The sequence below is a fragment of the Sorangiineae bacterium MSr11367 genome (genome assembly GCA_037157805.1).
Lineage (GTDB): Bacteria > Myxococcota_A > Polyangia > Polyangiales > Polyangiaceae > Pendulispora > Pendulispora rubella.
On record CP089983.1, the window covers coordinates 13,218,222 to 13,237,220 of the forward strand.

Annotated in this window: 14 protein-coding genes; 9 read left to right on the top strand and 5 right to left on the bottom strand. The window is 63.1% G+C overall.

The features are described 5' to 3' along the window. Positions 1 to 40: 40 nt before the first annotated feature. Positions 41 to 1,303: an MFS transporter gene (locus LVJ94_51460; protein ID WXB05304.1), complete on the bottom strand. Its 1,263-nt coding sequence runs from the start codon at positions 1,301 to 1,303 to the stop codon at positions 41 to 43. A 639-nt stretch (positions 1,304 to 1,942) separates the two neighbouring features. Between LVJ94_51460 and LVJ94_51465 the strand changes: the two genes are divergently transcribed. The 5 genes from LVJ94_51465 to LVJ94_51485 all read left to right on the top strand — a co-directional run bounded on the left by LVJ94_51465 (position 1,943) and on the right by LVJ94_51485 (position 12,407). Then, on the top strand, positions 1,943 to 2,476 hold the full coding sequence (locus LVJ94_51465; protein ID WXB05305.1) for a hypothetical protein: 534 nt from the start codon (positions 1,943 to 1,945) through the stop codon (positions 2,474 to 2,476). 57 nt (positions 2,477 to 2,533) lie between these two features. Continuing rightward, positions 2,534 to 3,688: a multidrug effflux MFS transporter gene (locus LVJ94_51470; protein ID WXB05306.1), complete on the top strand. Its 1,155-nt coding sequence runs from the start codon at positions 2,534 to 2,536 to the stop codon at positions 3,686 to 3,688. Positions 3,689 to 3,697: 9 nt separating this feature from the next. Further along, the gene (locus tag LVJ94_51475; protein WXB05307.1) at positions 3,698 to 6,070 is read left to right on the top strand and encodes a non-ribosomal peptide synthetase; all 2,373 of its coding nucleotides are present in this window, start codon (positions 3,698 to 3,700) and stop codon (positions 6,068 to 6,070) included. An 82-nt stretch (positions 6,071 to 6,152) separates the two neighbouring features. Next, on the top strand, positions 6,153 to 8,987 hold the full coding sequence (locus tag LVJ94_51480; GenBank protein WXB05308.1) for a tetratricopeptide repeat protein: 2,835 nt from the start codon (positions 6,153 to 6,155) through the stop codon (positions 8,985 to 8,987). Positions 8,988 to 9,527: 540 nt separating this feature from the next. Beyond that, positions 9,528 to 12,407, top strand: coding sequence for a helix-turn-helix transcriptional regulator (locus tag LVJ94_51485; GenBank protein WXB05309.1), 2,880 nt, complete (start codon positions 9,528 to 9,530; stop codon positions 12,405 to 12,407). A gap of 1 nt (position 12,408) precedes the next feature. Here the strand turns inward: LVJ94_51485 and LVJ94_51490 are convergent, their stop codons facing one another. Next, entirely contained in the window at positions 12,409 to 12,783 is a 375-nt protein-coding gene (locus tag LVJ94_51490) for a nuclear transport factor 2 family protein (GenBank protein ID WXB05310.1), read from the bottom strand. Positions 12,784 to 12,958: 175 nt separating this feature from the next. On the opposite strand from LVJ94_51490, the gene LVJ94_51495 reads away from it, so the two are divergent. Next, a complete protein-coding gene (locus LVJ94_51495; protein ID WXB05311.1) occupies positions 12,959 to 13,279 on the top strand; it encodes a hypothetical protein in 321 nt (106 codons plus the stop codon). On the opposite strand, the gene LVJ94_51500 is transcribed toward LVJ94_51495, so the two are convergent. Continuing rightward, the gene (locus LVJ94_51500) at positions 13,276 to 13,845 is read right to left on the bottom strand and encodes a hypothetical protein (protein WXB05312.1); all 570 of its coding nucleotides are present in this window, start codon (positions 13,843 to 13,845) and stop codon (positions 13,276 to 13,278) included. The two genes, LVJ94_51495 and LVJ94_51500, sit on opposite strands and share 4 nt — an antisense overlap. After that, positions 13,845 to 14,309 (bottom strand): ester cyclase, encoded by a 465-nt coding sequence (locus LVJ94_51505; protein ID WXB05313.1) that lies wholly within the window; start codon positions 14,307 to 14,309, stop codon positions 13,845 to 13,847. Before LVJ94_51505 ends, LVJ94_51500 begins: the two co-directional genes overlap by 1 nt. Before the next feature lie 304 nt (positions 14,310 to 14,613). Between LVJ94_51505 and LVJ94_51510 the strand changes: the two genes are divergently transcribed. Together LVJ94_51510 and LVJ94_51515 are read left to right on the top strand one after the other, a co-directional pair. Beyond that, positions 14,614 to 15,291 (top strand): hypothetical protein, encoded by a 678-nt coding sequence (locus tag LVJ94_51510; protein ID WXB05314.1) that lies wholly within the window; start codon positions 14,614 to 14,616, stop codon positions 15,289 to 15,291. A gap of 280 nt (positions 15,292 to 15,571) precedes the next feature. Then, a complete protein-coding gene (locus LVJ94_51515; protein WXB05315.1) occupies positions 15,572 to 16,348 on the top strand; it encodes a carboxypeptidase-like regulatory domain-containing protein in 777 nt (258 codons plus the stop codon). An 84-nt stretch (positions 16,349 to 16,432) separates the two neighbouring features. Here the strand turns inward: LVJ94_51515 and LVJ94_51520 are convergent, their stop codons facing one another. Further along, positions 16,433 to 16,969: a hypothetical protein gene (locus tag LVJ94_51520; GenBank protein WXB05316.1), complete on the bottom strand. Its 537-nt coding sequence runs from the start codon at positions 16,967 to 16,969 to the stop codon at positions 16,433 to 16,435. 547 nt (positions 16,970 to 17,516) lie between these two features. On the opposite strand from LVJ94_51520, the gene LVJ94_51525 reads away from it, so the two are divergent. Then, the gene (locus LVJ94_51525) at positions 17,517 to 18,989 is read left to right on the top strand and encodes an MmgE/PrpD family protein (GenBank protein ID WXB05317.1); all 1,473 of its coding nucleotides are present in this window, start codon (positions 17,517 to 17,519) and stop codon (positions 18,987 to 18,989) included. The last annotated feature ends 10 nt before the right edge of the window (positions 18,990 to 18,999 follow it).

The following is an 18,999-nucleotide window of genomic DNA, read 5'->3' on the forward strand; positions in this document are numbered from 1 at the left end:
GACTGGAAGGTCGAAAGCGGCATACCGGGATGATTGAGTTTTAGGCGAGCTGCGTCTCGGTCGGCCGTAGGCTGGCGCGTCGCGAGATCGAGTAAATCCAGATGCTAACGAGGAGAATGCCAATGGCTTGCACGATGCAGGCGCGCGGCGGGCCGATGGTATCGAGGCCCTGGCCGAAGACGGCATACGCCAGCGGGGCGGCGGCGGTGCAGACGGCCTGCATGGCCGCGAAAAACCGGCCTTTGTGCGAGTCCGGTACGTTGGTTTGGAACCACGCCACCATCTTGACGTTGCTGATGCCGAGCGCGGCGGAATACACAATCAGTACCGCGCAATAAATGACCGTGTTGATCGCGATTCCGGCGACGAGGATCGACACCCCCATGAGCGCCATGCACAGCGCCGAGAGGCCCACGGCCTTTTTGCCCGCGACCGGAATCTTGTTGGCCCCAAAAGTGCCCGCGATCAACCCAAGCCAAAGGCACGCTTCCACCATGGCCAGGGTGTTCGCCGTTCCACCGAGGGTCCACTTTACGTAGGTCGGAAGTACGATGAGCGTGGGCATTCCAAAGAAATTGAGAACCGCAAACGCGAACAAAAGCTGCCGAATGTCGGGAAAGTGCCGGAGGCTCCGCCAGGCGCCTTCTTCTTTCGGAGCGTCCGTCGCCACCACGGGTTGCCCGCCCTCGGCAGGTGGTTCGCCCGCCGCGGGTTGCTCGGGCTCTGCGCGGGGCAGCATGCGATTGAACGCAAACGACGCCGCGTAGCCCGCCGCGTTGAGGAGCGCCATGCCGCCCAGGCCGAGTTCTCCGATGACGATCGCGCCCACCACCGCGCCCGTGAAATTCGCCACGGATTGGGTGCTTGCTCGAAACGCCACCGCCTGCTCGAGCGACCGCGCGTCGACCAACAAGGGCGTGGCGCGGTTGAGCGCCGGATCGTAAAATGCCTGGAAGGTCGCCAGTAGCAGGGCAACGACGAAGAGCAGCGGGATGTTCGCCTGCCCGATGAGCGCGAGGACTCCAAATACCCCCGAGACGGCGACCGCGAAGAAATCGCATCGGAGCAAGAGAGATCGAAACGGCGCCTTCTCGACCGTGCGCCCGATTCGATTGACGAGTACGATCGACGGAACGACGCCCGCGAGCAAGAGCAGACCACCCGTGAGCCCAGGCCGCGATCCTGCGTGCCCGACGACCCACCACATGATGGCGATTTGGAACATGCGCGTCGACGATTGGCAGAGCAACTGGCCTGCCCAAAGGCGCGCGAACGCAGGATTGTCGCGAAGGAAACGAATCATGCGCGTTCCACGCGTCGAGCGAGCGCGGGCGTAAAGCAAATACGCGCATCGAAATACGTGGCGCCCACCTGCCGACAGGTCGATTTTGCGACGACGACTCGTGAACCGTACGAGCGTTCGTCCCTCTCCAAGCAAAGATTTCCCATATATCGTTTACGTCCTGTCCTCGATGTCCAGAACACGAATGCGTCCGGGGCTCGCGCGCAACGCGTCCGGCTTATGTCACAGCGTCAGGCGATGCTGTAGCAGAAGTTCGCGCATCGCCAAGAATGGGATTCCAGATCGAGGGGAATGTTCGTCGATGTTTTCCAACCGGTCTGACCGGTGGCAAATACCGGATTCTTCCGGTCGTTAGCAACTGGCGCGCTCTGCGCGGCGCTTTATGCCGCCATGCTGCTCGGCGTGCCAATAGCTCGATGTCGAGACGATATCCCTTTTGGAAACAGATGGCGCGTTTTGGCCATTGCGAGATCCGATATCGCCCGTTGGGCACCAAACGTTTGGACGTTTCGTCTCGAGAATAAAGCAAATAGAAGGACGATTTCGTGTGCTCGTGAACGCGAATGCGCGAAGCTTCGTCGTCGCGTGCCGTTGATGCCGTGAACCGAGCGATGGCTCATTCGACGAAAGGACCACCTCATGAAAACGCGAGCACCCGCCGTCTCCGCCTTGGTTGCGTTGGGCGTCGTTCTGAGCGGGACCATCCTTGCCGCGCCCCATGCCGCGGCCGCGCTGGGCACGATCACCTGCGCGCTGGGCACCAATGTGGTGCAATTCGACCCGGGGCTTACCTATGCCGTGCAGGACACGCGAATCACGGGCCAAGGGCTTTACACTGGGTGCGTGGCGACCGATCCGCACATCACCTCGGGTCGTTCCACGATTGTGGGCAGGGGGAAACTGAATTGCCTCACCTCGGATGGCTCCACGGTCGAGAAGATCACGTGGAACACCGGCGAGAAGAGCACCGTCGAATACTCGTTCGGCGTCATCGTGCAACCCGCCGGTGAGGCGGTGGCGGTCGTCACGGGCACGGTGACCGAAGGTAAATTCGCGGGTTCCCTCGTGGCATCGCCCGGCGCGCTGACGACCCTGAATCCACTTGCGTGTTCGACGCCGACGGGCGTCCAGGAGATCGGCGGACCTGTTCTGTTGTCGCTGATTTCGCTATAGTCGTCGTTCGTGCCACGTTTTCCTTCGCCGGTGGGCTCGCGGCGCTGGATGGTGTCCATGTCGGCGCTCATCGCCATTACGGCGTTGGCCGTCGACATGAGCCTTCCTGCGCAGCCGGCCCTCGTGCGCGATTTCGGTGTCGCCGCCGATCGCGCGCAGCTCACCCTCAGCGCGTTTCTGTTTGGCTATGCCGTTGGGCAGCTCCTGGTGGGCTACCTTGCCGATGCCTGCGGACGGCGCGTGGTTCTGTTGGTGGGCATGGGCCTCTTCGCATGCGCCGGGTTCGCGTGCGCCGTGTCGACGGGGCTGAGCGTCTTGACGGGGTTGCGCTTCGTGCAGGGCGTGGGGGCGGCTTCCGGCACCGTGGTGGCGCAAGCCATGGTTCGCGATGCGTATTCGGAGGCCGAGTCCGCGCGCGTGTTTGCGACCCTCATCGCCGTTTTGGCGCTGGCACCCATGGTGGCGCCGCTCATCGGCGCATGGCTCTTGGTCCACGTCGGATGGCGGGCCATCTTCGCCACACTTGGTGTTTGCGGTGTGGTGCTCGTGGCGATGACGGCACTGACATTGGGGGAGACGCTTGCGAAACGCCAGCCATCGTCGCCTGGAGCGATGGTCGCGGCCTTCGCGCGGTTCTTTCGAACGACGGGCACACGGTTGCCCGCCTCGGTCGTCGCCCTGTCGTTCGCGTCTCAATTCGCGTTCATTTCGGCCTCGCCGTTCCTCCTCCTCGAGGGCTACGGGATCGAGCCCTCCCATTTTGGCTTCTATTTCGGCGCCACCGCGATGGCGCTCATGTTTGGCTCCGTTTCCGGAGAGCGACTTCTTGCGCGCGGGCTTTCCCCGCAGCGGGTGGTCCGCCTCGGGGCGGCCGTGCTCCTCGCCGGTGGCGTGCTCGTCGCCATTCTGGTGCATGTGCCCCGGTTTGGTGTCTTCGCGCTCCTCGGTCCGATGCTCGTCTGCTTTCTGGGAATCGGCCTCGTGGGACCGAGTGCGACCGCCCTCGCGATGGGGCCGGTCCCCGAGATCGCAGGCACGGCGGCGGCCACGCTCGGGTTTCTCGAGATGACGGCGGGCTCGCTCTCCGGCTACCTCGTGACCAAGTTGGGCATCGATGTCCGTGCCTTCGGGCTGACCATCGCAGGCCTAGCGTTTGCCTGTGCATGCGTCGTCCTGCGGATGCACTTTGCCGAGCGGGAAGCGCAGGCTTAATATGCGCCGGTGCTTATCCTCAAAGGTCCCTCGCGCTCGTTGCCGCCGGGAATTCGAAGCGTTCGCGATCTTCTCGACGCGCTCTTCGCCGACGTGGAGCTCGAACATCGAGATTGCGCCATCGATGCCGATTCCGCCATTCGACTCACCTTTGGTGAGTTGAAGCGCACGAGCGCCACGATGGCCTCCCATCTTCGCGAAAACACGCGGGTTGGCATCTGCATGCATCCATCGATCGAGTTGATGGTTACGCTCGTCGGGGTCGTGCGACGCGGCATTCCGTACGTTGCCCTGGATCCGAATCTCCCGCCGGAGCGCCTCGCGCACATCGTTCGCGATAGCGGTGTCGACGTGGTCATTGGGGACGGCCGCACGACCTTCCCGGACGGAGCCGTACCTTTTCGATCGTTCGCGGCGATCGCCCACGCGCCCGACGCACCATGGGAGGGGCGAAACGACGTTCGCGAGGAAGATGTATTCTGCATCTTGTACACGTCGGGTAGCTCGGGAACGCCGAAGAGCGTGCCGATTCCGCACCGTGCGGTGTTGAATCGGCTTCACTGGCAGTGGGCGGACTTTCCCCTGCATCCGCGCGCCGACGTCGGCAGCCTGAAAACCTCGCTCGGCTTCGTCGACTCCATCGCCGAGCTGTGGGCACCCTTGTTGAAGGGGGTTCCGTTGGTCGCCATTCCGAAACACATCCTGCTGGACCCCGGAAGGATGGTGGAAGCGCTGAATCGATTCCGAATGACGACCGCGGTGTTGATTCCGTCGTTGCTTCGTCGCTTGATCGACCATATCGCCGTATCGGGCGAAAGGCCGACGACCTTGAGGCATGTCGTCGCCAGCGGCGAAGTTTTGCCGCGTGATCTATGCCACGACTTTTTCCGCGTCTTCGGTGACGGTGGTTGCATCCTGAGCAATTATTACGGCACCAGCGAGGTCATGGGGGACGTCGTCACCCAATCCTTTCGCAGCATGAGTGACGTCGATCGATACGGCGACGGTGAGCGCGTCGCCATCGGGCGGCCCATCGACAACACGACCCTGATTCTCGAAAACATCGACGAGCATGGCATCGGAGAAATGACCTTTTCCGGACCGAGCGTCGCATCCGGCGAGTCTTTCCGAACCGGCGACCGAGCCAAGGTCGTTGGCAAAGGGGTTCTGGTGTATTGGGGCCGCGCGGACGGGCAGGTCAAGATTGCCGGCAGCCGCCTCGAGCTGGGCGAGGTGGAAGCCGTCTTGAGAAACCGTTGTGCATGCAAGGACCCAGTGGTTCTATTCGACGGAGAGAAGGTCGTGGCGTTTCTGGCCGACGACGAGCCTCATCTCGATCCCGACAGCCTGGCGAGGTGGCTTCCTTCGCACGCCATTCCGCGCGTGGTTCGGCTCGGAATGCTGCCACGGTTGGCCGGCTCCGGAAAGGCGGACCGACGACGCCTGCTCGAGATCCATGCCCTGATGGAGGCCCTGGTCGAGGCGGGGATCGACATCGGCTCGATCGACGGCGCATTGCACAGCGATTTCTTCTCCCTTGGCGGGACCTCGCTCAACGTCATTTCGACGATTAGCAAGTTGCGGCGCCACTCCTTCGACGTCTCCGTCGATTCGTTCTTGCGGGCTACGAAGCTGGAGGACGTGGTCGCCGCCATGCGCCCGCGCGGCACGGCCTCCACGATGTTGCGCGAGCCGAGCCAACCCCGCAGCGAAGGCCTGTCGATGGTTGCGGGGCACGACTTGGACATGAAATCGGCGGTCCATCTTCTGACGACCAGCTTCGTCGAGGAGGAGTCGCTGATGGTGTTGCTGCACGGCGGCGATCCGGAGCGCAAAGCGATTTGCTGGCTCGATACGGAAAGGCTGTTCACCGACATTTGGCCGTACGCGATGCACGAGAGTCTATCGTTCGGAATTGAACGAAATGGCCAATTGGTCGGACTCTGCCTCAACCTCGACGACGAGCATCTGCCGGCGGAGATGCCCGAGCTACGGCTCGTCGGCATGATCGTGAACTTTCTGGCCGAGGCCGAGGGGCCGGCCATGGCGCGGCTGCGCGCGCGCGGGATCCGAACGATTCTCCACGGGTTTGCCGTGGCGGTGGATCGAAGCCACGTGACGAATCCGTCGCAGCGCGTGGCGATGATGCTCTTCTTGGAGCGAGCACTCCTGGAAATCGCGAAAGAGAAAGGGTATCAGGCCGTCGTCACGACGAACACGAACCCATTGACCCAAGATATGGCGGAGCACGTACTCGGATATGACGTGGAGTCCGTGGTCGATCATCTCGCGGACTGGGTCGACGCAGCCCAGGGCGGTTGCCGCCCGTTCGCCGCCGCGCCCCCCACGCAATCGGTGAAAGTGGCGGTGAAGTATTCATGACGACGATCAGCCTCCGGGGCGCTACGCACGCACCGGTGAGGGTACAATATTGTAAGAGTTGATGGAGGAGAGGCGGATCCACGTGGCCAAGGAAAGCATTGCCAGCCAAACGCTCACGTCGCACGCCCGAGCTCGGGCGGATCGTGCGGCGAAGGATGGCCGCTTCCCCGCGGTCGTCGTTCAGCCGGGGACCTATGTCGGCCGCTACCTCGTGCTCGACTTGATCGGCACGGGAGGAATGGGCAGCGTCTATCGTGCCTACGATCCAAAGCTCAATCGCGATGTTGCGGTCAAACTCATTCGAGTCGAGAGCCACACGGCCGGTGAAACGTCGTCGCGCCCACGGCTCTTGCGGGAGGCGCAGGCGCTCGCACAAATGCATCACCCGCACGTCGTCGGCGTATTCGACGTCGGCGAGTTTCGTGAGCGGGTATTTTTTGCGATGGAGCTCATCGAGGGCAGTACCATGCGCGACCTGTTCCGCCGCGCGGATTCCGACCATCGCACGTTGCTGCACTTGCTCGATCAGGCGGGTCGCGGGCTCGCGGCCGCGCACGGTGCGGGGCTCGTCCATCGCGACTTCAAGCCCGAAAACGTACTGATCGACGGCAAACAGCGCGTCAAGGTGGTCGACTTCGGACTGGCGCGGGCCGTGGATGCGCACGAGGCCGAAGGCGCATTCGTCGGGACGCCAGCCTACATGGCGCCCGAACAGTACATGGGGCGGAACACGGACGCGCGCAGCGATCAATTCAGCTTTTCCATCGTGGCGTACGAAGCTCTGTTTGGGCGGCACCCCTTCTTGAACGAACATGGCATCATCTCCATGGCGGCTCTCTGCGCGGGGAAAATCGAAGTGCCTAGCCGGAGGTTGGATTCCGGCTACCTACGCGTGCTCGGTCGTGGCCTCTCGCCCGACCCTGCGGATCGGTATCCGTCGCTCGAGCACCTGCTCGATGAATTGGTCCACGTTCCACGACGAAGGCGACGGCGCGCCCTCGCGATAGCTGCGGTCGTGTGTGCGGCGACGGGATTCATTGGAGTGCCGGCCATTCAGAAATATCGCGCGCAACGCTGCGACATGGCAGCATCGCAAGCACTTGACGGTATCTGGGACGGGCCGAGACGCGCCAAGGTCGAGAAGGTGCTCGCCGGCGATGGCAACGCCTTCGGTCATGACGTCTGGGTTCGAGTCTCGGCTGCGCTCGATGGCTACGCGGAGCAATGGACGCGCACGAGCGTAGAACTCTGCCGAAGCACGGAGTGGTGGCATGGCGAAGGTGACGCGATGCAAAAGCGATTATCCTTTTGCCTCGATGATCGCCGCCGCGCATTGCGCGCAGTGACCGACGTGCTCGGGGCCGGCGATCGGGATGTGAGCCTACGCGCGCCCGATATGCTCATACAACTCGATTCGCTATCGACGTGCACGAACACGGCGGCGCTCGCGCATTCCCCGCTACCGGCTTACGATAGCGCGACATCCATCGCCGTCGAGCGTATTCGCGAGCTTCTTGCACGGAGTCGTGCGCTCAACGACGCAGGCAAGGACGCGCCAAGTGAGGAAGCCGCGCAGCAAGCGCTCGAGCTGGCACGCAAGCAGAACGATCGAGGCCTCGCGGCGGAAGCGCTCTATCGACTCAGCATCGCGCAAGTTGGCACGGGAAAATTGGACGAGTCGGAAACGAACGTCGTTCAGGCCGTCGCCGATGCGGAATCGAGTGGCCACGAGCGGCTGTTGCCGCTCGTTTGGACCCAATTGCTCATGGTGGTGGGCCATGAAAGAGGGCACCCGAACGAGGTCGAACATCTCGTTCCGTTCACCGAAGCGATGGTGAAGCGTTTCGATCCTCGAGGGCCGGCTCACTATGAATTTCTCGTCGTCCTTGGTCTCCTCGAGCATGGGCGCGGTCGCTACGATCGAGCGATCGAGCGCTTCAGCGCGGCCCTGGACGTGGCGCAACGCGTATTCGGTGAGAATGACGCACGCCGTGTCCGGATCTACCTGCACCTCGCCAACACGGAGAGGCTTTTCAATCAGCTCGACAAGGGGATAGTGCACACGCAATCTGCCCTGCGCGAGACCGAAGCACTGTTCGGTCTCGACCACCCTAAACTCGTATTTACGCTGGCGCTCCTGGCTCACATGCTGAGCGACCAAGGCGACGCTGCCGGCACGGAAACAGTAGCTCCTCGCGCTTTGCATATCGTCGAACAGGTGTCGGCTTCGGATGTTCCCAATCTGTCGAATGCACTCCATCAATTGGGGATGGCCTATTTGCGGGATGCCCAACCGGCGGCCGCGTTACCTCTGTTTCGTCGCGCGTACGGCATTTCGGGCACGTCTCCCACGAATGCGGCCGTTTCGCTCGCAATGAGCGCTCGCGCCGAAGAGGCGCTCGGGCATCTGGAGATCGCGCGCACCACCTTCGAGGAGGCCGTATCCGCCAATAGGCGATTGGTGGGGCCTGGGCATCCGCAAACGCTCCTATCAGGCGTCTGGCTGGCACACCTGCTGCGCACGCTGCATCGTGAGCGGGAGGCATTGCAGCTCTGCACGCAGCTTCTCGACGCCGGCGAGCGCAAGCTCGGTCCACATGGTGTCTTCATCGCCTTGGTCCTCTCGTGTGTCGGCGAGGGATACGAGCAGCTCGGCCAGCTCCCCGAGGCGCTTGCAGCACTGGAACGAGCCGAGAGGCTTCTCGAGGTCGAAGCGACTCCGCCGCGGTTGGAGTTTCGCGCGCCCATCCACTTCGCCCTCGCACGCGTTCTATGGCGAACGGGGGGTGACCGTGAGCGCGCCCGACGCTTGGCCAACGAAGCTGCCGACAACTACCAGCACGCTGGCCGCGCCCAGGCTCGACACGGTGCGGTCGTACAATCCTGGTTGACGAAGGTGTCGGCCCAGCAACGATGAATGTGAATAGGTAGAACGAAAGGCCGAGGCCTGCCGCCACGCGCGTGGCGTGACTGCAGCGGTCTCGTTGCCGCCGTGAAGGCTATTTGGCGCGCCGGGCAGGGGGCCGGTGCTCGTACGCGCGTTGCTTGGGCCAAGCCCCTAGATGGAGGAATCGTCATGATAAAGGGCATCGTTGGCAGCTTCTTCCGGCGAAAGGAGCCAACACGATCACCTCCGGCAGAATATGGTGGCTCGGTGGGACTTCTCTTGGCGTCGCTCCAAACGATGCCCTACGAGGCGCGCCGGGAAGCGGTGGCGGCATTTCGAAAGAACTGCCCGAATATCCCCTTACCGGAGCCAACGATAGCCGCTTTACTGGAAGGTGACGTTCCGGTTGCCGGTTCGACGGTGCCGGTCGAACCCCCTCCAACGCGTCGAGTTCCGTAATGCGCGTGAAGGAAAGGGGCGACGGCTGGTCGCCCTGACGTCCAGGAAAACTCCGCGGGACTCGATCACGGGTTGCCCAACCGTGTTGGCGTCCGCAATACATTCCTGTCCATGGAGAGCGAACTCGGGGCGGGCGTGCTCTCGTTTGGTCCCTTCCGACTGTATGCGCGAGAACGTCGCCTCGAACGCGATGGTCAGGTCGTCCGAATCGGCAGCCGCGCGCTCGATATCCTCATTGCGCTGACCGCGCGGGCAGGCGATGTCCTCACGCGGGACGAGCTCATCGCCTACGTCTGGCCGGACGTCGCCGTCGAAGAAAGCGGACTGCGCGTGCACGTCGCCGGGCTTCGCAAGGTGCTCGCCGATGGGCAAATGGGCGCCCGGTACGTGGCCAATATTCCCGGACGCGGATACACCTTCATCGCGCCGATCTCCCGCATCGAAGCGCCCGCCATCGCCGACACCGCCACCACGTCCGCGCCGCCCGTGAATGCCGCTCCGCGCGTGGTGACCCGACCGGGTCTCCCTGCACGGTTCGACCGGATCGTCGGTAGAGACGCCGCCATCCGCGAGATCTCCGAGCAGCTCATTTCACAGCGATTCGTCAGCATCGTCGGGCCCGGCGGCATGGGAAAGACCACCGTCGCCGTCGCGGTCGCGCACGAAATGGTGCCCGAGTTCGACGGTGACGTGTGCTTCGTCGACCTGGGGTCGCTTTCCGATCCTCGTCACGTCCTGCTCGGGGTCGCATCGGCCCTCGGGCTCACGGTTCAAGGCGACGATGTCGCCGCACGCCTCGTCGTGTTCCTCGGCGACCGCCGCGCGCTGCTCGTTCTCGACAGCTGCGAGCACGTGATGGACGCCATTGCGCCCCTCGCGGAACGACTCGGTGGTGACGCTGCCGGTATTCATATTTTGGCCACCAGCCGCGAGGCACTCCGCGTGGAGGGGGAACACGTTCACCGGCTCACGGCACTGGAGACACCGCCCGAGCGCCCCGAGGGCGATGGTCCGGGCGGCGTCACCGCGGCGGAGGCGCTGCAATTCCCCGCCGTGCAGCTTTTCGTCGAGCGTGCGATCGCGGGCGGTGTGCGCATTTCGCTTTCCGATGACGATGCGCCGGTGGTGGCAGACATCTGCCGGCGGCTGGACGGCATTGCGCTCGCCATCGAATTTGCGGCAGGGCGTGTTGCTGCCTTTGGCATCCGCGGAACGGCCTCGCTACTCGAGAATCGGTTCAAGCTTCTTTGGCATGGACGGCGAACGGCGCTTCCGCGGCATCGCACGCTGCGCTCCCTCCTCGATTGGAGCTACGACCTTCTGACCGACTCCGAGCGACGCGTGCTGCGGCGGCTCTCGGTGTTCGTGGGGTACTTCTCGCTCGATGGCGTTGCCGCCCTCGCGGAAGACGCCGACGGCGAGCAGGCGGTTCACATCTTGAGCAGCCTCGTGGAAAAGTCCCTCGTCTCCACGGATGCCGGGGGCGAGGATGGTGCGCGCTACCGGCTCCTCGATACCGTTCGAGATTATGCGCTCGCCAAACTTCACGAAGCGAACGAATACGATGCGGCGGCAAAGGTCCACGCCATCTACATGTGCACGACCTTGGAGCGTGAAACGCGTGCCATGTTCGGTGGTCGCGCGAATACGCTCGCGCAATACGTGGGCAACGTGCGCGTGGCGCTGAATTGGAGTTTCTCGGAGACCGGCTGCGCCGACACGGGGACGAGGCTCGCGGCGGCGGCGACGACGATGTTCATGGAGTTGTCTCTTCTGACCGAATGCCGTCAGTGGGGCGAAATCGCATTGAATGCGCTGCACGAGGCCGACCGCGGAACGCGCCGCGAGATGAACCTGCGGGCGGCGCTGGCCGTCGCGGCGATGTTCTCGCACGGCAACAGCCCCGAGGTTCGCGCGGGGTTGACCCGTGCCCTCGAGCTGGCCGAGGCCGTGGACGATGCGCACGAGCAACTGCGCTTGCTTGGCGCGCTCCACATCCTTTGCACGCGGACGGCGGAACTGCGTGAAGCGCTGGTCGTGGCAGAGCGGACCATCGAGGTCTCGAAGCGGCTGACGACCCCCGCGGCGACCATCGTGTCCAGTTGGATGATGGGAACGACCTTGCACCTTCTCGGCGCGCACGAAGACGCGGACCGGTATTGCCGGTCGACGGTCGATCCCTCCGCCAGCTCGAGAAGCGCGTCGGTGTTTCATTTCGGATTCGACCATCGCATCCGGACCCTCGTGGTCATCGCGCGCACGCGTTGGCTGCTGGGCTATCCCGACGATGCCCTGCACGTGGCGACCCGCACGATCCGCGAGGCGGAGGAGCTCGGGCAGCCCACGACGATGGCCATTGCCTTGATCTGGATGTCGTCCGTATTCGTGTGGCGAGGCGACTTCGACGTGGCGGCGGACGTCCTGGAGCGGCTCGCCACGTATGCCGAGAAGCACTCCCTGGGCCCGTATCGCCCGACGGCATTGGCCCTGCGCGCGGAGCTCGCGATCAAACGCGGCGACTTCACCGTCGTGGAGGAGCTGCAGCGCGAGATGGGCCGCCTCCGCGCGGAACGCCACGAGCTTTTGCAAACGGTGTTTTCCACGGCGCTCGCCGAAGGCCTCGCGGGTGTCGGCCAGTTCGAAAATGCGCTGACGACGATCGACCTGGCGCTCGCGATGACCGATCGAAATGGTCGCGCATCGTACGATCTGCCGGAGATCCTGCGGGTGAAGGGCCACTTGCTCGTGTCGAAGCCCACGCCGGACGACGCCGAAGGCGAGCGCTATCTGCTCGAAGCGCTGCAGTCGGCGAGGCGCCAAAAGGCGCTTGGTTGGGAGCTCCGGACGGCGATGACGCTGGCGCGCTTTTGGGCGGCTCGCGGGCGTGTGACCGAAGCCCGAGAGCTCCTCGGATCCGTGTACGGGCGATTCTCGCAGGGGTTTCAAACCGCCGATCTCCTCGCGGCAAAGGCGCTTCTTTCGGAGCTGTGACTCATTCATCGGGCTCGTTGCGCAGGATGAGCAGCTGGGCGAGCCGGTCGCCTTGACATGAAAAATAGAACGTGACGACCAAGGGATCGGGCAGCCCGCGCTTGTCGAAACTTCCGTCGACATTGGCCGCAACGACCGTGTGGTCGTGGTTGCGGACGACCTTTGCCACGTTCATGACGAGGTGCTGCGTGATGACGTCGCGGTCTGCCCACGCCGCGATGGCGGGTTTGTCCCAATACTCGTGAAGCTGGTCGTTGACCAAGGCGTGCTCGGCGAAGGTGTCGACCAGCGCGCCGAGATCGCCCGCATTCACCGCGCGGATGAAGGCTGCGACGGGCTGCGGCAGCTCGCGTTCCTGTGGGCCTTTGGGAGGCATGGGGCAGATTCCTTTTTCGGATTCGACGACGGATGCCCTCGAGATGCGTAAATGATTGACCGTTTCTCGGTCGTACGCGCGTTAAGGAGTGTGAAACGTTGTGAAGCGAGGGGATTTTGCGCCGATGAACGTGCACCAAGCCCATATTGGAAGCGTCACCTATGTGGAGACTCCGATGAGCAAGTGCAAGCTAACGAATCCAATCGTCCGGGCGGCCATGGAGGCGCTCGGAAATGGTGATCGCGCGGCCTGGTATGCGCTCTTCGAGCCGCACGCCGAAGTTTTCGACGCCAGCAGCCCCTGGAACCTCGAAGAATTCACGAACCATGCGGTCGGATACGAGCGACTGCTGTCCATCGCCCACGTCAAGAACGACGGGCTCGATGTCGTGGGCGAGATTTATTCCGAGCTTTGGGGCTGCTCCCGAACCTATTTTTACTTCCGCATTTCACCGGCCGGTCGCATCGCCCGCCTCGAGGTGGGGCAGGCGATTTAACGACGCATCGCAACGAGTCGCTTGTAGTAGAGCCGACTTCGAGCGGCCGCATCGATCGGATGCACCCAGTCCCAGCCAATGGCCTCCCAATCCGGATCATCCGGATCCATGCCGAGCGCTTCCACGAACGACGGGCCCGTGATCAGCAAGTGGCGCTTGTAGGCCAGTAGGTAATGCCGGGGACGATCCGGGAGGCTCCTCTGGGCGGCGAAGGCCTCCGCGTAGGATGCGAACCATTGATTCAGGATGCCGCCGGCGTTCTTCGCGTGGAGCAGCGTCCCGAAGTCGTCCACGTCGGTATGCCCGCCGAGGACATGACGTGCATGCTCCCAGCTCGCGAATCCGCACTCGCGCGCGACGACGCTGAGACAATGCTTTCGACGAACGTCGGCCGCCTTGGTCCTTAGGGTCGCATCGTCGGCGCGGTGCAGCTCGGGGAGTACGCGCAAGCGCGCAAGCGCACCTCCGTCGTTCGACTCGAGGCGGGCGTGCAGAATGTCCGCGCGGACCTTGAGCTCGTGAATCGGGTCCATCGCGTGGACCCCCGCCAGGGCGTCCCTGCGCATCACGGGACCTCCCCGTTGGGCCGATGCCCGTTGCGCGGGAGCTGCTGCACGAAGTCGAGTCGATCGATGATCTGCCAGTGGCCTGCGGCGCGGTCACCTTGAATTTCGTAGAACGTCTGCCCCGTGAAACTCAGTCGTTTGCCCGTCGCTGGAAGGTCGCGAAGGTCACCGGCATGCGTTCCCTCGGCACTCCAGCGCACGGCGACACGATTCCCGGCCGCGACGATGTCGTGGATGACGAATGCGAGATCGGGAAACGCTGTTCGTGAATACTGGACACGCGCACGGTACGCCTCACGATCGAGGGACTTCCGCTCCCACGGATCGCCGGGGTCCGAATGAATGGTGTAACGAGGCGCAACGAGCGCATCGATGGCGTCGTAGTCACCCCGACTCCACACGAGGTCGTAAAGTTCGGAAATAGCCACTTCGGCGGGGGTCTTCTGCTGGCTGCGTTCGCTCATCGTAGGTCTCCTCCGGTTTTGGCCGCTACCCGCTCCTTCGGCCCGAGGACACTGCAATGAATGCGCACTTCGCGAAGACGATCCGTCACCTGCAGGGTGAAATCTTCTTTCCGGCGGGGAGGGCGCCCCTGCAGCACCCAATCGCCACCCTAGCACGGAGCGTTGGTTCCGCAAACCGGCGACTCGTCTCGATCGTTCGGACGGTGTCATCATCTGTCATTTGTCGACCTCGAGGCGTCGCTCTAGATGAAACCTTGAAATGAACACGCGCCCGACATGGTCTTTTCTTTTCGTTCTTGTCCCGATGGCCCTCGCGCAGGGAGCCTGCTCCGAGTCCGAGTCTTCCACCTGCAACGGTCCGTCGGACGAGTGCTTCCTCTGTCGCTACGTGGAAACGGAGAAGGAGCACCGTGTGGCCGGCAAGGTGACGTTCACCGCCAGCAACGGTGCGGGCCGTACGGGCGAATTCAATTCGAACCGCACCATCGATCCCGAGATGAAATTCGAACAGAGCGGGCCGCTCAGCACGGGGTGGGGCTACCACCCCACGCAAGGCTCCAAGTCGCTGGAGATCTCGTTCCGCGCCCAGGATCCGAGCTTCACCGGCATGGATGGCACGGTGATCTTCTTTCCCGAGCTTCCCGGCGAGGGCACCTTTCCGTTGACGAGCGTCACGTATTGCTACTGTCCCAACGAGCGGCCTTACCCCACCTCCGGCGGCTGCTCGGCGGTGGATCCCGGCTATCGGGGAACCGTCTCCCCGCATGATCCGCTCGCCAAGTGCGACTCGTTGGACGGGGCTCTCGAAGTTCGACGACTGAAGATCAAGTGCGACGAGACATTCACGCCTTCCGAATGCGGCGGCGATCTCGAGATGACGATGACCATTACCCCGGTCGCGGGCAAGCCGCTCTCCGGCACACTCGAGGTCACCGAACACTCGACTCTCTCGGAGCTCTATTGCAAAAAAGACAAGGAATGAGCTTCAGCGGCGCAAGAAGACGATGACGTCAAAAGCGGATGATCACGCCGACACCTGCTGGGCGGTTGTCGAGACCATCACTTGGCGTCCGGCGCAGTGACGGAAAGCGGAGCCGGGCCCCAAATAGACAGCAAGAGGCGACGGCGCGTGACATATGTGTGCGCCGTGCGCCAACCCGTTGCAGTGGGGACGGGCTGATATCCATCTGCGTTCCTCGGCCGGCGCGTAGCGATCCGCGCGCGGGTCGTCGTCGTTTTTCTGGTTTCCAGGAGGCACTTTCATGTCCTTGCTTCGCGTCGGTCATCCAAGAATGCGGTGGTCCATTTTCTCGCTGCTGGCTCTCGTCTTTCCCCTCGCCGCGTGCACAGGCGCCGATGTCGGTGCGGACGAAAAAGACATGGCGGCTCCGCTCCAGGGCGGTGGCGCGCCTAGGAACGCGGCGGCGACGGTCACGGGCAAGGTGGTCGACGCCATTCAGCGGACGGCGGTGGTCGGCGCCACCGTGATGGTGGAGGGCATCACCGCGCAGACCGATTCGGCGGGGCGCTTCTCGTTCGTCGTTCCCACGGGAATTGCCGCCCGCCCCTCGATCACGCGCGTGGGGTACGCGCAGCGCCTCTTCGAAACGGTCTCCGCGACGGGGGATGCAGATCTCGGAACGCTGCCGATGCTGTCCCTCTCCATTCAGGCGCAGCTGAGGAGCTTCCTCGGTGACTACGATCCGAGCCTCGGGGCCGTGGCCGTGCGCGTGCTCCCGCGTGGCTCGTGCCCCACCGAAGCCGGCGCCACCGTGAGCGTCAGCCCTGCGGGCTCGTCGAAGATCGCGTACTTCCGCAATGGGCTCCCGGCACGTGGCTCCACCGACGTGCAGGCGGGCGAGGAGACCTCCGCGCTCGTGTACAACGTCGCAACGGCGCAGCCGTTGGCTCTCACCGTGGCGCGTGCGGGGTGCTCGATGGCGACCTACCCGGTGACCGACCATGGTGTGACGCGAACTGGCGCCATCTTCGCGTCCAAAGGCGACTCGCTCACATTTGCAACGGGATTTCTCGAGTAATTCGACATCGTTTGCAACGGAGAACGCCCGTACACGTTTGCGCACGGGCGCGCCTCCGCTTGCTTCAAATATCCGTACGATGCGTCACTGTGCGACGACGGTAATACGTGGTGACGTGGTCAGCGTCCCCGACACCGAACATCCCCCCGAGAGTGCGGCGTTGGTAAAGGTCAATGACCCGTTGGTATTGTTGTACGCCGCGGCGAGGTTGCTGGGCCCACAGGCACCGAGCGACGTATTCACCGTGACATTCTGAACCGTCGCTTGCGTGGTGGACGATGGCACGACCGCCCAGGGGAAGCCCGCGCTCTTCAGGCCACTGCAGAGCGAACCGCCGCTAAAGGTCGCCGCCGTCACTTTGCCTGCGCCGGCCGCGTCGGTCGCCCCCGTGAACGTGGCCGTGCAATTGAGGGTAACGAGCCCTTTTTTCAGGGTCATCGAGCCGGAAGCCGTGAAATTCGTCGAAGCGGGGGTCAAACGAAAGGTGGCATCGATGGCGGCGGGCTCCAGGCCTGCCGGCTCGACGTTCGCGGGATCCACGTCCGCGGAATCCGTATCGGCGCAGCCAGTGATGCTCAGTGCCAGCAGCGAGGTCGCAACGACAGCTTTGAGTACATGCATAGCGTCTACCTCCGTGATGGTTCATCGACACGACACCGGGGTTCGTGGCGCATCGAGGAGAACTGCAACGACGACCAACAGCTATCCCACTTATTTTAGATACTGCCTGGGCCGGTCCGGAATTGTCACGCCCCTTTGGGAACCAGCCGGTGTCTAAATACAAGCTTCCAAGGAACCGTCAAGTTCCTTAATCGTGACACGTTGCATCGGGACGCTTCGCAACGGGCCCGAGCGGGCGCGCGATTCAATGAAGCGAATGCTTGAGGTCTTTGCCGTCAAGGGCGCGCCAAGGTTGCGGTCAGCCAATCGAGGATTCGGCCCAATGCAAATCGTGCCGAACCCGTATGGCAATGCGCCTGACCGCCGGTGGCTTCGGTGAACTCCATGAGCGTCTTTTCGCATTTCAAATGCTCGTAAGCGTACGCCCGAAAGCTGGTCGCGAGGCTACTCGCCCGCGAGAACGACTCGCCATGACAGGCTCACCCACGCCAAGCTCGCTGTCCTGGGGCCCCTGGCGCCCTAGATCACGATCAGGAGGAGCATCCCCATGGCAAGCATCGATCGACGGTCATTTCTGCGCGTCGCCACCACGGCGGTTGCTGCGGGGGCCGTGACACCGGACTTGGCTGTGGACTCCGTGGATAGCGACAAAGGACTCATGACGACACCGGTCCAGGCCACACCGGAAGTGACGAAAATACTTGCCCGCTACATCGTCTCGGCCCGGTACGAGGATCTGTCGGCAACTGTGCGCAAGGAAGGACTGCGAACGTTGCTGAATTGGATCGGGGTGGCCGTGGGAGGATCTCGTCACGAAACGGTGAGCATTGCCGCCGAGGCGCTCGCCCCATTCTCTGGGCCGCCGCAAGCCTCGATTCTCGGCCGCCGAGAACGGTTCGATGTCATGAATGCCGCGTTCATCAACGGCGTATCGTCGCATATCTTCGACTACGACGACACGCACCTGAAGACCATCATCCACCCGGCCGGGCCGGTGGTGGCGGCTATCTTGGCATTGGCCGAATTCCGACCGATCGATGGTCGGAATTTTTTGAATGCTCTGGTGGTCGGAGTGGAAACCGAATGCCGAATCGGCAACGCGGTTTATCCCGATCATTACGACCGAGGTTGGCACATCACGGGGACCGCAGGTGTCTTCGGAGCTGCGGCCAGCGCCGGTAAGCTCCTGGGATTGTCCGAGCAACGAATGATTTGGGCTCTTGGGTTGGCCGCGTCACAACCTGTCGGCTTCAGAGAATCGTTTGGCTCGATGAACAAGAGCTTCAATCCCGGGCGAGCAGCCAGCAACGGATTGTTCGCTGCATTCCTCGCTTCCAAAAACTTCACCAGCTCGGACCAAATGATCGAAGCCAAACGCGGCTGGGCCAACACCATTTCCACCAAGCAGGATTACAAAGAGATCGTCGATGGTCTGGGGAGCCGCTATGAGTCGGCTTTGAATACCTACAAGCCTTTTGCTTGCGGCATCGTGATGCACCCGGCGATCGACGCGGCCATTCAATTGCGCGAGCAGTATCACCTCGACGCGACTCGAATCGAAAGCATCCATCTCCGCGTAAACCCGTTGGTCTTGGAGCTAACCGGAAAAAAGGCGCCAACGACGGGTTTGGAAGGCAAATTTAGCATCTACCATGCGGTTGCCGTCGCCATCGTCGAAGGCGCTGCCGGCGAAAGACAGTTCAGCGACCGGGCCGTCCAAGATCCAACCATCGTCCATCTGCGCAGCTGCGTCGTGCCGGTCGTCGACACGACCGTCAAGCCATCGCAGGTGGAGATGACGATGCTTCTCAAGGACGGCCGGAAGCTGGAGAAGTCCATTCAGCACGCCAAGGGCAGCTTGGAGTCGCCCATGACGGATTCGGATATCGAAGCCAAATTCATCGATCTCGCCAAAGAGATTCTCCCTCCGAATCAAATCCGCGCCCTGATCGATCTTTGCTGGAATCTCGAGAAGCTACCCGACGCCAGCGCGATCGCCAAAGCGACCGTGCCCGTATGACTCGCCGATG

Bases quoted from the DNA above. Each gene is read 5' to 3' on its own strand.
- LVJ94_51460 (WXB05304.1), bottom strand. From the start codon at position 1,303: ATGATTCGTTTCCTTCGCGACAATCCTGCGTTCGCGCGCCTTTGGGCA.
- LVJ94_51465 (WXB05305.1), top strand. From the start codon at position 1,943: ATGAAAACGCGAGCACCCGCCGTCTCCGCCTTGGTTGCGTTGGGCGTC.
- LVJ94_51470 (WXB05306.1), top strand. From the start codon at position 2,534: ATGTCGGCGCTCATCGCCATTACGGCGTTGGCCGTCGACATGAGCCTT.
- LVJ94_51485 (WXB05309.1), top strand. From the start codon at position 9,528: ATGGAGAGCGAACTCGGGGCGGGCGTGCTCTCGTTTGGTCCCTTCCGA.
- LVJ94_51490 (WXB05310.1), bottom strand. From the start codon at position 12,783: ATGCCTCCCAAAGGCCCACAGGAACGCGAGCTGCCGCAGCCCGTCGCA.
- LVJ94_51495 (WXB05311.1), top strand. From the start codon at position 12,959: ATGAGCAAGTGCAAGCTAACGAATCCAATCGTCCGGGCGGCCATGGAG.
- LVJ94_51500 (WXB05312.1), bottom strand. From the start codon at position 13,845: ATGCGCAGGGACGCCCTGGCGGGGGTCCACGCGATGGACCCGATTCAC.
- LVJ94_51505 (WXB05313.1), bottom strand. From the start codon at position 14,309: ATGAGCGAACGCAGCCAGCAGAAGACCCCCGCCGAAGTGGCTATTTCC.
- LVJ94_51510 (WXB05314.1), top strand. From the start codon at position 14,614: ATGGCCCTCGCGCAGGGAGCCTGCTCCGAGTCCGAGTCTTCCACCTGC.
- LVJ94_51515 (WXB05315.1), top strand. From the start codon at position 15,572: ATGTCCTTGCTTCGCGTCGGTCATCCAAGAATGCGGTGGTCCATTTTC.
- LVJ94_51520 (WXB05316.1), bottom strand. From the start codon at position 16,969: ATGCATGTACTCAAAGCTGTCGTTGCGACCTCGCTGCTGGCACTGAGC.
- LVJ94_51525 (WXB05317.1), top strand. From the start codon at position 17,517: ATGGCAAGCATCGATCGACGGTCATTTCTGCGCGTCGCCACCACGGCG.